11 protein-coding genes are annotated in these 12,713 nt (G+C 45.0%); 7 read left to right on the forward strand and 4 right to left on the reverse strand.

Features of this window, described 5'->3' with window-relative positions:
- The first annotated feature begins 154 nt into the window (after window positions 1-154).
- From mnmC to BFG52_RS13560, 7 genes are all read left to right on the forward strand, one after another.
- Window positions 155-2,131, forward strand: a complete 1,977-nt coding sequence (gene mnmC, locus BFG52_RS13530; protein WP_067557302.1) for an FAD-dependent 5-carboxymethylaminomethyl-2-thiouridine(34) oxidoreductase MnmC — start codon at window positions 155-157, stop codon at window positions 2,129-2,131.
- 142 nt (window positions 2,132-2,273) lie between these two features.
- Complete coding sequence (gene tgt, locus BFG52_RS13535; protein ID WP_067557305.1) at window positions 2,274-3,401, forward strand: tRNA guanosine(34) transglycosylase Tgt; 1,128 nt, start codon at window positions 2,274-2,276, stop codon at window positions 3,399-3,401.
- A gap of 102 nt (window positions 3,402-3,503) precedes the next feature.
- A complete protein-coding gene (yajC, locus tag BFG52_RS13540) occupies window positions 3,504-3,839 on the forward strand; it encodes a preprotein translocase subunit YajC (RefSeq protein ID WP_067557308.1) in 336 nt (111 codons plus the stop codon).
- A gap of 53 nt (window positions 3,840-3,892) precedes the next feature.
- The gene (gene secD / locus BFG52_RS13545; protein ID WP_067557310.1) at window positions 3,893-5,791 is read left to right on the forward strand and encodes a protein translocase subunit SecD; all 1,899 of its coding nucleotides are present in this window, start codon (window positions 3,893-3,895) and stop codon (window positions 5,789-5,791) included.
- 9 nt (window positions 5,792-5,800) lie between these two features.
- Entirely contained in the window at window positions 5,801-6,763 is a 963-nt protein-coding gene (gene secF, locus BFG52_RS13550; RefSeq protein ID WP_067557312.1) for a protein translocase subunit SecF, read from the forward strand.
- Window positions 6,764-7,004: 241 nt separating this feature from the next.
- Window positions 7,005-7,430, forward strand: coding sequence for a hypothetical protein (locus BFG52_RS13555; protein ID WP_067557314.1), 426 nt, complete (start codon window positions 7,005-7,007; stop codon window positions 7,428-7,430).
- 538 nt (window positions 7,431-7,968) lie between these two features.
- Window positions 7,969-9,327, forward strand: a complete 1,359-nt coding sequence (locus tag BFG52_RS13560) for an NAD(P)-binding domain-containing protein (RefSeq protein WP_067557316.1) — start codon at window positions 7,969-7,971, stop codon at window positions 9,325-9,327.
- A gap of 232 nt (window positions 9,328-9,559) precedes the next feature.
- Here the strand turns inward: BFG52_RS13560 and BFG52_RS13565 are convergent, their stop codons facing one another.
- The 4 genes from BFG52_RS13565 to fabG are packed head-to-tail and all read right to left on the reverse strand — an operon-like array spanning window position 9,560 to window position 12,673.
- Window positions 9,560-10,207: a 4'-phosphopantetheinyl transferase family protein gene (locus tag BFG52_RS13565; protein WP_067557318.1), complete on the reverse strand. Its 648-nt coding sequence runs from the start codon at window positions 10,205-10,207 to the stop codon at window positions 9,560-9,562.
- A gap of 54 nt (window positions 10,208-10,261) precedes the next feature.
- Window positions 10,262-10,696: an excinuclease gene (locus tag BFG52_RS13570; RefSeq protein ID WP_067557320.1), complete on the reverse strand. Its 435-nt coding sequence runs from the start codon at window positions 10,694-10,696 to the stop codon at window positions 10,262-10,264.
- A 28-nt stretch (window positions 10,697-10,724) separates the two neighbouring features.
- Window positions 10,725-11,948, reverse strand: coding sequence for a beta-ketoacyl-ACP synthase (locus tag BFG52_RS13575; RefSeq protein ID WP_067557322.1), 1,224 nt, complete (start codon window positions 11,946-11,948; stop codon window positions 10,725-10,727).
- A complete protein-coding gene (gene fabG, locus BFG52_RS13580; RefSeq protein WP_067557332.1) occupies window positions 11,948-12,673 on the reverse strand; it encodes a 3-oxoacyl-ACP reductase FabG in 726 nt (241 codons plus the stop codon). Before fabG ends, BFG52_RS13575 begins: the two co-directional genes overlap by 1 nt.
- Window positions 12,674-12,713: the final 40 nt, after the last annotated feature.

The following is a 12,713-nucleotide window of genomic DNA, read 5'->3' on the forward strand; positions in this document are numbered from 1 at the left end:
CACGTCATCAGGATGGTCAGAGCATATAAAGCTGCGCGTATAGCGCTCTGTCCCTATCCCTTATATCACATGGCATCCTTCAGACAGACTTTATAGGTAACAACGTAAATTTTTCTCATCCGTGTTTTACACACAATGGCTTAGGTAAGTTCAGGTGTCACATCCCATTCAATGTGCCGAATTAACATGGCAAACGGTCGACGGTATCGATATTCCTATCTCCAAACAATTTGGCGATGTTTATTTCTCTAAAGACAATGGCTTGCTCGAAACTCGCCATGTATTTTTGGCGGGCAACGACCTCACAGAACGCCTCAGCCAATTGCAAGATGGTGAATACTTTAATGTCGGTGAAACTGGTTTTGGAACCGGTTTAAATATCTTAGCCTTGTGGCAACTCTGGCAGCAGCACCGTCCCAACAATCGCAGTCATTTACATGCGGTCAGTGTCGAAAAATATCCCTTAACCCGTGAAGATTTGATTCATGCCTTGGCCGCCTGGCCAGAACTCGCTCCGCTAGCAGCACAATTGATCGCACAATATCCCTTGCCCATTGCTGGTTGTCATCGTCTACATTTTCCAGCACAACGCTTTTCACTGGACTTATGGTTGGGTGATGCACAAGATATTTTTCCCAATATGGTCAAAACTGGGCAAATCCATGCTTGGTTTCTGGATGGCTTTGCCCCGTCTTGTAATCCTGATATGTGGCAGCAACAAGTGCTCGATCACATCATTCGGCTATCTGGCGTCGGTACAAGCTTTGCGTCGTTTAGCGTTGCCGGTGTACTCAAACGCGGGCTAAAACAACATGGCATTCAAATCAGTCGCCCACGTGGCTTTGGGCATAAACGTGAAATGCTCAAGGGTATTTGGCCAGCAGATCCGTCGCCGTCCTCCATAACTGAAAGCCATACAGAAAACCGCAATGCCACCACAATACCAGTCACTGCCCCGACCAGCACACCAGCACAACGGCGTATTGCGGTCATCGGTGCGGGTATTGCCGGGTTGAGCTGTGCCTGGGCCTTGGCACAACGCGGACATCAGGTTGAAATTTTTGATCAAAGCGCACCGTTGGCCGGTGCATCCGGCAACCCACTGGCATTGCTCAATCCCAAGCTATGTCCGATTGAACAAAGTGCCGAGCACCTAATGACTTTGGCATGGCAATATGCCTTAAAGCACTATGCCAATTTTACTGCTTTTCGCGCCATTGGCGTCAGACAGCTGCCACCGACTGGGCAAAAATCTGTACACGGTCAGGCAAGCGAACAACTTTTAGCTTTGGTACAGCAATATCCGCAAGGGCTGTTACACCAACATCCCGCACATACGGCACCGGATTATAGCGAACATCCAGCGTTGGAACTGCGCCAAGCGGGTGTGGTAACCCCACAGCAGCTCGCCGAGCAAATTTTGGCACATCCACACATTCAATGGCAGCGCCAGCAAATCACTGCGCTACAATCCTCAGCGCAGGCTGTGAGCCTCTGGGCAGGGACCCAAGTGCTTGCTACGGTCGATCAAGTGGTGATTTGTGCCAGCATCAACAGTGCAGACTTACACCCTCAGATCAAAGCATTAAAACCAATCCGTGGACAAGTCAGTTATTTTGCCCAAACCAAGCCAATACTTCCTTTAGACATCGCCTATAGTTATGGCGGTTATGCCATGGCACTTGATCAACAACAGATGATTATCGGTGCATCCTTCCACCCCAACCGTGCCGATGATGCGGTGTTACTCAGCGATCATCAACACAATGCCCAACTGTTACAGCAGGCACTCCCCCAGCTTGCAGCGCAACTGCCAGCACTATCGACTTGGCAAGGACGGGCATCTGTGCGCGCACAAAGCCCTGACTATTTCCCCCTCTTGGGTAAAGTCGATGAAAATGCTGAAATTTATTGTTTAACTGGGCTGGGTTCTAAGGGTTTTCTCTTTGCACCCCTCTGTAGTGAGGTCTTGGCTGCCATCATGTGTCAACAATGCTGTCCAATTCCGGAAAAACTCTTTGCAAAACTGTCGGTACAGCGCTTTCACAAAAAGCCCAAACCGAAAAAAGCATATTATCCAGCAGCACATACCCACATAGATGAAACATCCCAGCAAACGAAACAGCAATGATCACCAAGCGCTCTAAGCACAGGATCAGCTAAACTGCTAAAAAAAGTAACTTTGCTAGTATTCATAAGCGAAATCAGAGAAAATAGCGGACTTTTAAGCAATTGATCAGCGAACTGTTTTTTCGCCATGATTTGGAAGTCGTATGAAGTTTGAGAAATTAGCTCAGTCTGGGCGCGCACGTCGTGGGCGCTTAACCTTAGAGCATGGCGTTGTGGAAACCCCAGTCTTTATGCCAGTGGGTACCTACGGCACAGTGAAAGGGATGTTGCCTCGTGATATTGAAGAAATTCAAGCGCAAATTATTTTAGGCAATACCTTTCATTTGTATTTACGCCCGGGTCTCGATGTGATCAAAGCCCATGGCGGTTTACATGAGTTTATCAAATGGGACAAACCTATTTTGACTGACTCAGGGGGCTTCCAAGTTTTTAGTTTAGGCGCAATGCGCAAAATCAAAGAAGAAGGTGTGACCTTCCGCTCTCCGATTGATGGATCGAAAGTTTTTTTATCTCCTGAAATTTCTATGGAAATTCAAAAAGTTCTCAATTCAGATATCGTGATGATCTTTGATGAATGTACCCCTTATCCAGCCACACACCAACAAGCACAACAATCTTTACAGCTGTCTTTGCGTTGGGCTAAACGTTGTAAAACGGCCCATACGGAAAATAACAACCCCAACGCTTTATTTGGCATTATCCAAGGTGGCATGTATGAAGACTTACGTGATGAGTCTTTAAATGGTCTATTGGAGATTGGCTTTGATGGCTATGCCATTGGTGGACTTTCTGTCGGTGAACCGAAAGAAGAAATGCTCCGCGTATTAGATTTCTTGCCCAATAAAATGCCCGAAGATAAACCGCGCTATCTGATGGGCGTTGGTAAGCCCGAAGATATCGTTGAAGGAATCCGTCGTGGTGTCGACATGTTTGACTGTGTGATGCCAACCCGTAATGCCCGTAATGGACATTATTTTGTGAGCGATGGTTTAGTGCGTATTCGTAATAGCCGTTATCGCTTTGATCAAGGGCCTTTGGACCCACATTGCGACTGCTATACCTGTAAAAATTTTAGCCGTGCTTACTTATTTCACTTGGAAAAATGTGGTGAGATGTTAGGCTCAATGTTGGGTACGATTCATAATTTACGTTATTACCAACGGTTTACCCAAGATATACGCGATGCCTTAGAGGAAGATCGTTTTGATGCCTTTGTTCAAGACTTCTACCAACGACGTGGACTCGAGGTGCCTCCTTGCCCTGAAGATTGATGCAACAGAGTTTGCGCTCAACGCCAAGACAAGGTAAATTGCAAAACAAATTGAATGAAATGTCACCCTGTGACTCCCTTGATTTAACTTTAGGAAATGACCATGAGCTTATTTATTTCTGCTGCTCACGCTGACCCCGTTGCTGCTGCAGCTCAGGGCCCTGGAATGATGGGTAACCTGATTATGATTGCAGTATTTATTGCAATTTTTTATTTTTTAATTTGGCGTCCTCAATCTAAGCGTGCCAAAGAGCATCGTGCTTTAATTGAAAGTCTAGGCGTAGGCAGCGAAGTGGTATTTGCTGGTGGCTTAATGGGCCGTATCACCAAACTTGAAGGTGATTATGCTGTGGTTGAATTGAACCGTGGTAACGAAGTCAAAATCCAACGTGCCAGTGTCATTTCAGTACTTCCTGAAGGCACCCTTAATAATCTTTAATCATAAATTAGTCGTGTGAGAGCACGACTTTTTTCATTTTAAGAAGAAAGCAAATGCGTTATCCTGCATGGAAATATATACTGATACTGGTGGTGCTTGTCGTCAGTACATTATATGCACTGCCGAGCTTGTACCCGGATGAACCTGCTGTGCAGATCTCTGGTGCCAAGGCAGGTACTCAAATTGATCAAAGTGTAATGGTCAAAGCTGAAAAAATCTTAAAGCAAAACCAGATTACAGCGCATGATAGTAGCTTTAACAATAATGCTGCGTTATTACGCTTAGATTCAACTGACACTCAATTAAAAGCACAAGAAATATTGCGCCAAGCACTCGGTGACGGCTATGTGGTTGCGTTAAACCTCGCGCCAACAACACCGGAATGGCTGAGAAAAATTGGTGCCAAACCGATGAAACTCGGTTTGGACTTACGTGGTGGGGTACATTTTTTACTTGAAGTGGATATGGACAAAGCCATTGCTCAACGCATGGAAACCTCCGCCACCGATTTACGCCGCTTACTCCGCACCCATAAAATTAAGTTCAATAGCTTAAGCAATAATAACCAAGGCATAAACATCCAATTTGCGGACAATACCGATCGTTCTGCGGCAATGGATGTGATTCGTGCTGATGGCAATAAATTCAATTTAAAAGCGTTGGCGAGCGATGAAGGTCCTGTACTTAACTTGACCTATAACGATGTAACCAAACAAGAGATTGAAAATAACGCCTTAAGCCAAAACTTAACGACTTTACGTAACCGTATTAATGAGTTGGGGGTTGCTGAAGCCTTAGTACAAACCCAAGGTAGCAACCGTATTGTGGTTGAATTACCCGGGGTACAAGATACGGCAGAAGCCAAACGTGTCTTGGGTCGTACCGCTAACTTAGAGTTTCGTTTAGTCGCAGACCAAAATGAACAAGTGATTGATCCTTATACGGGTGAAATCCAAGGGACAGTCCCAGCTGGTACTGAAGTCTTTGCGTATAACACCCTAGAAAGCGGTCAAAAAATCTTATTGGAACGTAGCCGTATTCTGACAGGTGATCGCGTACAAAGTGCCTCAAGTGGCTTTAGTCAAGATACTGGCGGTGCCGAGGTAAATATCTCTCTCGACAGCGCAGGCGGTAAATTGATGGCTGATGCCACACGTCGTGCTGTCGGCAAGCGTATGGCCGTGTTGTTTATCGAAAATAAACAACGTGTGAGCTATGTGGCTGACCCTGCAACAGGCGAACAAACTGAAGTACGCACCCCCTACTCTGAATCTGTGGTAATCAATGCCGCGACGATTCAAGCGGTATTGGGTTCACAGTTTAGAATCACCGGTTTATCGTCTCCGCAAGAAGCCGCGGAATTGGCATTGATGCTACGTGCCGGTGCGCTGGCTGCGCCGATGTACTTCGTTGAAGAACGTGTGGTTGGTCCGAGTCTTGGTCAAGAAAATATTGACAAAGGTATTCTATCGACCCAAGTTGGCTTTATCTTGGTTGCCATTTGGATGGTAGTGTTCTTCCGTCTATTTGGTGTGATTGCAGATATCGCCTTGGTGATTAACTTAGCCATGATTTTGACTTTAATGTCTTGGATTGGCGCATCCCTGACCTTACCGGGTATTGCCGGGATCGTAATCACCATCGGTATGGCAGTCGATGCCAACGTCCTGATCTGTGAGCGAATACGAGAAGAGTTAAAATGGGGAGCCTCGCCCAAGCAGGCGATTATCGCCGGTTATGACCGTGCTTTTAATACCATTTTCGACTCCAACCTCACCACGCTATTGGTTGCATTCATCTTGTTTGCAATTGGTACAGGTCCAATCAAAGGCTTCGCCGTAACCTTAATGATCGGTATTATGTGCTCAATGTTTACTGCAATTACAGTAACCCGTGCCATCGTACAAATCATTTACGGTAAAAAGCGTAATTTGAAAAAGTTGAGCATATAGGAGATCGCTATGACAGATATGACTCAACCCTCAAAACAGTACAGTAGACCGGATAACGAACGTATTATCAACTTCATGAAAATTGCCAAACCAGCGGCAATTGTCTCGATTCTACTGACCTTGGCGAGTATTTTCTTTATTGCAACCAAAGGTCTTAACCTCGGTTTAGACTTTACTGGCGGGATCTCTGCGGAGCTTAACTACCAGCAACCGGTCAATCAGTCTGAAGTCATCAAAGCACTCGACAAAGCTGGTTTTAAAGATGCGGTGGTGCAAACCTTAGGCTCACAAAAAGACTTGATTATCCGTATGCCTGTGCAAGAGGATCTCAAAGTTGATGATCTGAACCGCACCTTAACTCAAGCGGTACAGCTCGATAACAACCCTGCCAAAGTACACAAAGTAGATGCAGTAGGCGGTCAAGTGGGTAATGAACTCTATGTGCGTTCTGCCGGTGCTGTTGCCCTAGCTTTGTTGTTAATGCTGGTGTACGTCACCATTCGCTTTGAGTTTAAACTCGCGATGGGTGCGGTACTCTCGTTATTCCATGACGTTGTGGTGACCTTAGGGATCTTTGCCCTTATGCAGTGGCCATTTGATCTCACCGTATTGGCAGCGTTATTGGCACTGATTGGTTTCTCACTCAACGATAACATCGTGGTATCGGACCGTATTCGTGAAAACTTCCGAAAAATTCGCGGAGCAACCCCAACAGAGATCGTCAATATTGCCTTGACCGAAACCTTACGCCGTACCATTCACACCTCAATGACCTTGCTCTTGGTGATTTTAGCCATGATGTTCTTGGGCGGTGATGGCCTGAAATGGTTCTCTGTAGCCATGTGCGTTGGTGTTTTCGTCGGGACCTATTCTTCGATTTATATCGGCACAGCATATGCTTTATGGCGTGGGCTTAACCGACAAGACTTTGTTGTACAGGTTAAACCTGAATTCGAAGATGATATTCCTTAAAGCCTAGAAAAATTTCCTTTTTCTACTAAAAACCAGTCCATTGCGACTGGTTTTTTTAAACCGCCAAAGCGCTAAAAGGGCAGTAAAATTAGACAGATTTAGCAATATTGAGGGCGAGTCAATATAAGTCCTGCACAGAATATATATAGAAATGTTAAGCAAACTAGGCTTTTAAATAAAAGCTCATACAATAGCTGGACATATTATGTGATTTTTTTCAACTTTTATAAGGTAGTCAAGCATGAAAAAACTTGTTCTTGCAGTTGCGATGGGCGCAGTCTTAGCAGGCTGTGATAAAAACACCGAAAACAAAAATGTCGAAGCAGAGCTACAGCAAACCGCTTCAAATGCAGTAGAAGTGGCTAGCGTTGTCGCTGAAACAGAAACTGCCGTGGCATCTACTGTAGCTACAATAGAAAATGAAGAAAACAAAGACCTTAAATTTGCAGCGCAAGATGGTAGCGAATATACCTTAAGCACAACAGATAACTTCAAAACAGCGACCCTTAAAGACCACAGCGGTAAAAGCTATGCATTGAAAGAAGTGATCACTGCAAGCGGTATGCGCTTAGAAAGTGATGAAGGCGTAAACATTTCACTGAAAGGTGATGAAGGGACGGTAGAGATCGAAAAAGACAAAGTTATTAGCGTGAAAGAAGTAAAATAAGCATATTTGAGCAAGCAATGATCCACTTCCCCCCGCGTTAAGTGTTGTTTTTTTAAACAATCAGACATTGCTACAGCATAAAAATGGGTGCTCAACGCGCCCATTTTTATGACCTGCCTCAACCTCTCTAGTTCATCCTATAGTCTATTTTTAAGCAGCACGCAAAGCTATAACCTGTCAGCCATCGCCACGTTTTTGATCAAATCCAGCATTCAGCAAAATCAGCGTCCATACGCCACCGCAGCACTGAACCCTTGTCGTAATCATTCTATTTTGTAACTAACAATGTCAACAATTCATCAGAATATATGATAAGATCAAAGCGCTTCGAATGTATGTTTCTTTATAAAGATTAAATAGTTACGCTATTTTTATATCTTTAGCATACATTTGTTTTTTTCTTTTTTTTAATTCATATCCTATTTTGCAAGGGCTTAGCACCGCGGGATTTAGGATTGTATTTTGCATATTTATAATCCGATTTCTCATCGCAAAAGCAGGAGGCGTAATTAAGAACTCAGAACTAATGGAGATAGCAATGACTCGAATTGCAATTATTGGCGCAGGTCCAAGTGGCATGGCGCAATTAAGAGCGTTTCAATCAGCAAAGGCCAAAGGTCTAAAAGTTCCTGAAATTGTATGTTTCGAAAAACAAAATGATTGGGGTGGGCTATGGAACTACACCTGGCGTACTGGAATAGATGCGCATGGAGAGCCCGTACATGGCAGTATGTATCGTTATCTTTGGTCCAATGGACCCAAAGAAGTTTTAGAGTTTGCTGACTATAGCTTTGACGAACACTTTCAAAAGCCAATCGCTTCTTATCCGCCACGCGCAGTACTGTGGGACTATATCAAGGGGCGTGCAGAAAAAGCGCAAGTCAAAGATCAGGTGAGATTTAACACCGCAGTCAAGGGTGTCAGCTTTGATGCCGAAGGTAAATTATTTACTGTAACGCTTGCCGATTATGCCAATCAGCGTCATTACACCGAACAATTTGACTATGTTGTGGTTGCATCAGGGCACTTTTCCACGCCCAATGTACCCGAATATCCTGGTTTTGATCGCTTTAACGGTCGGATCTTACATGCGCATGATTTCCGCGATGCCGTAGAGTTTAAAGGTAAATCTATTTTATTGGTCGGGAGCAGTTATTCTGCTGAAGACATTGGCTCACAATGCTATAAATACGGTGCCAAACAGATTTATAGCTGTTATCGCAGCAAAGCCATGGGTTATCGCTGGCCGAAAAATTGGACTGAAAAACACCAGTTGCTTCGTGTCGATGAAGAACATGCGTATTTTGCCGATGGCAGCAAAGCCAAAATCGATGCCATCATCTTGTGTACAGGCTATAAACACCATTTTCCCTATATGGCAGAAGACTTACGCTTAGTCACCCATAACTGTCTCTATCCGCAGGGCTTGTATCAGGGAGTGATGTGGCAGGACAATCCACAACTGTTTTATCTCGGGATGCAAGATCAGTGGTATACCTTCAATATGTTTGATGCGCAAGCATGGTATGTACGCGACATCATTCTCGGTCACATCACAGTTCCCGCTGCCGCCCAGCGTGCAGAACACATACAACAATGGCATGAGAAAGAGCAAACTCTGGAAAGCGCAGAACAAATGGTGCGTTTCCAAGGTGAATATATTCGCCAATTGATTGCAGCAACCGACTATCCAAGCTTTGATATCGATGCCGTCAATAAAATCTTTATGCAGTGGAAAAAAGATAAGCAGGACAATATTATGAACTTTAGAAATAAAGTCTATCGTTCTGCCATCACTGGAAAAATGGCCAAGCCACATCATACGCCGTGGCTCTATGCCTTAGATGATTCTTTGCAGAGTTATCTAGCCGACAATCCGCAGCGCGAAGCCATGTAGTACTCGCCCTCTTCCACTTGCCCACGCCAGTAGAAGTCGGATTGCTAAATGATCCATGCCACATCGGTCTGGATCATTTTTATTTAAATATACAAAAATGTTAACTCTGGGCTGGTCTTAGCGATGCTTTGGTTTTAACTTTGGTCTGGTTTTAACGATGCTTTGGTTTTAACGATACTTTGATTTTAACTTTTGCTTTACTTTCATTTAGACCTTGAGACAGGTTTTCAATTTAGCCAAGATGTTGCCTTAAAGTGATCTCAGGCCATGTTGCGCTAGCGCTTGCTGGCAAACGCCACGCCACACACAGCATTGATGCGGCGCACTGCAAATGCTGATAACAAAAATGCCCAATGGCATCATGCAAACACTGCCCCTTTGCTGCCGTTGGCATCACTTGGGTATTGAGTGTTTTCAGGCTTAGCCCGATGCCTAAACCAGATGCTTTTAGCACGGCTTCTTTACATGTCCAGACTTTAAACCAATAGTGTGGGTCGCAGTTTAAATCCTGCCAATGTTGATATTCTGCTGCATGGAAGGCATGCTGAGCCAAAGCCTCAAAGCGCACCTCGCGCTTTAAATCTTCTAGATCAATTCCCAGATCCAGCACCGTATTGGACTTGGCCAAGGCATAATGCCCTTGACTATGTGAGTGATTAAACGCAATGCTGGCATCTTCTCGCCAATAGGGCTTACCGCGAGGACTACGCGCAATATCCTGTGTGGTCACGGGACGTTGTAACCAGTGTGATAATAAGTGATCGCGCTGTGCCGCAATGCACTGTGCCTTATAATGCAAAAAAGCAGAACGACTCGGAAAATCGTCTGCTTTTTGTGGGATAAACTGATCAAGTGCAAAATAGTCGATATCGATGTGCATGATTGCTACTCTACTTTCGCCTCGTGATCTGACCCTAGCCCATTGCTGCTGCTTTTAGAATTTCACTAAATCGCCTTTTAATGCCACGCTGGCAATGGCTGTTCCTTTATAGCACTGATAGGTCGTACTGCTACGGTTTTCATTGGCTTTGAAATAACTCACAATATTAGTCACAGCATTGGCACCTTTGGCCTTTGCAGCAGCGTCTAACTGAATCAGACCGGAACGCAGAACATGGTCACAGGCTGTTTCTGCGGCTTTACCAAAACCATTGGTCTTTTTATTCGAAACGACGCCTTTTTGCAGTACTTTACCGCCAGAACGATTGCCTGCTAAATAAAATTTAACCGAGCCATCAATTACCCCATCTGCAATTGCAGATTGTACGGCTTGGTTAAAATCTAAATCATACACTTTATCTGCTGCTTGTGCGGTCGCAATTGCTGCAAAGCCAAGCAGTGCCACGATCACTTGTTTTGTTATAGACATCTGATTCCCCTATGGTCTGTTGTGAAGTTTAGTTGTAGCGTTTAAAAATTAAGGCGGTATTGATTCCACCAAATGCAAAGTTATTACTCATAACATATTGCGCTGAAATTTCTCTATTTTGTTCAATAATATAATCAAGATCACCACATTGTGGATCAATTGTTGTTAGATTTAAAGTGGGCACGAACTGACCGCTCTGCATCATCGCAATACTCAGCCAAGCTTCTATGGCACCACAAGCCCCTAAACTATGCCCCAAATAGCTTTTTAATGAGCTGATTGGTTTATAACCCAAAATAGCTGCGGTCGCCTGCGTCTCGGCGATATCACCCTGATCGGTTGAGGTGCCATGCGCATTGACATAGTCAATCTGCTCAGCGCTTAATGCTGCATCTTGTAATGCCAACTGCATACATTGCCCCATCCGCTGCGAAGCTGGACGCGTAACATGCTGACCATCGGTATTACTGCCATAACCGACGATCTCGGCATAAATTTTAGCACCACGTGCACACGCATGGTCATATTCTTCTAAAATCAAACATGCCGCACCTTCGCCAATCACCAAACCATCACGTGCTAGATCAAAAGGTCGTGGTGTTTGCTCTGGGTGTTCATTGCTATTGCTGGTGGCCAGTAAAACATCAAAGACCGCACTGCCTGCAGCGCTTAACTCTTCTGCCCCACCGGCAAACATCACTGTTTGTTTGCCGTATTTAATCGCTTCATAGGCTTGGCCAATCGCCATCGAGCCTGAAGTGCAGGCACTGGAGGTTGGTAGAGTTAAGCCATTTAAACCAAAATAAATACTCATATTGACCGCACTGGTATGTGACATCATTCGAATATAAGTAGTGGCATTGAGTTTATTCATTTGCTGTTGTAACAACATCCCACCAAATTCCAACACGGCATCGGCACTGCCTGCAGATGAGCCAAAAGCCACGCCGGTTTGTGCGGATTGAATAATGGGGTGTTGCGCTAAGTCAGCATCTTGTAAGGCACGTTCAGCGGCAATCACCGACATTAAGGCAACACGCCCCATGCCACGGGTGACTTTACGGTTAAAGTGCGCAGGCACAACAAAACTTTCTACAGGCGCTGCCACTTTACAGCGTAAATCTGGGTAAATTTCCCAATCTGGCATATAGCGAACTGCACTCTGCCCTTGCTGCATCTTCAGCAAAATAGTGTCGGCATCTTCGCCAAGTGCCGTAATCCCTGCCATACCAGTAACCACAACGCGTTTCATTAGATCAATCCTCCATTGATGGAAATGACCTGACGGGTAATATATGCCGCTTGGTCGGAACACAGGAAAGCCACTAAATCGGCAACTTCTTGCGGCTGCCCCATCCGTTGTAAAGGAATCATTTTTAAAGCATGTTCCTTGACTTCTTCGGTCAGCATGTCGGTATCAATCAAGCCCGGTGCTACACAGTTGACGGTAATCTTACGTTTTGCCAGCTCCAAGGCCAGTGCTTTACTGGCACCGATCAGCCCCGCTTTGGCGGCACTATAATTGACCTGACCACGATTGCCCATCAGCCCCGAAACCGAAGATAAAGTCACAATACGCCCACCTTGTTTTAGCCGAATCATTGGCATGATTAAGGGCTTGAGCACATTATAAAAACCATCTAATGAAGTCGACAGTACATCATCCCAATCTGCATGTTCTAAAGCAGGAAAAGCACCATCACGGGTTAACCCAGCATTGAGGACCACCCCATAAAATGCACCATGTTGTTCGATATCTTGCGTTAAACACGCCTGTACTTGCTCACGATCCGTCACATCAAACTGCACATAATGACTCTTGCGCCCCAAAGCTTGAATCTCGGCAACCACCGTTGCTGCTTGCTCTACACGTGAACGGGCATGAACAGTGACATCAAATCCTGCTTGCGCCAATTGCAAAGCAACCGCCTTACCAATGCCACGGCTTGATCCTGTGACTAAAATACGTCTATTCACATTGCTATCCTAATTTGTCTGGTTCGTTGTGGTTGTTGAT

It is taken from the genome of Acinetobacter larvae, assembly GCF_001704115.1.
In the GTDB taxonomy this organism is placed as follows: domain Bacteria; phylum Pseudomonadota; class Gammaproteobacteria; order Pseudomonadales; family Moraxellaceae; genus Acinetobacter; species Acinetobacter larvae.

Bases quoted from the DNA above. Each gene is read 5' to 3' on its own strand.
- tgt (WP_067557305.1), top strand. From the start codon at position 2,274: ATGAAGTTTGAGAAATTAGCTCAGTCTGGGCGCGCACGTCGTGGGCGC.
- yajC (WP_067557308.1), top strand. From the start codon at position 3,504: ATGAGCTTATTTATTTCTGCTGCTCACGCTGACCCCGTTGCTGCTGCA.
- secD (WP_067557310.1), top strand. From the start codon at position 3,893: ATGCGTTATCCTGCATGGAAATATATACTGATACTGGTGGTGCTTGTC.
- secF (WP_067557312.1), top strand. From the start codon at position 5,801: ATGACAGATATGACTCAACCCTCAAAACAGTACAGTAGACCGGATAAC.
- BFG52_RS13555 (WP_067557314.1), top strand. From the start codon at position 7,005: ATGAAAAAACTTGTTCTTGCAGTTGCGATGGGCGCAGTCTTAGCAGGC.
- BFG52_RS13560 (WP_067557316.1), top strand. From the start codon at position 7,969: ATGACTCGAATTGCAATTATTGGCGCAGGTCCAAGTGGCATGGCGCAA.
- BFG52_RS13565 (WP_067557318.1), bottom strand. From the start codon at position 10,207: ATGCACATCGATATCGACTATTTTGCACTTGATCAGTTTATCCCACAA.
- BFG52_RS13570 (WP_067557320.1), bottom strand. From the start codon at position 10,696: ATGTCTATAACAAAACAAGTGATCGTGGCACTGCTTGGCTTTGCAGCA.
- BFG52_RS13575 (WP_067557322.1), bottom strand. From the start codon at position 11,948: ATGAAACGCGTTGTGGTTACTGGTATGGCAGGGATTACGGCACTTGGC.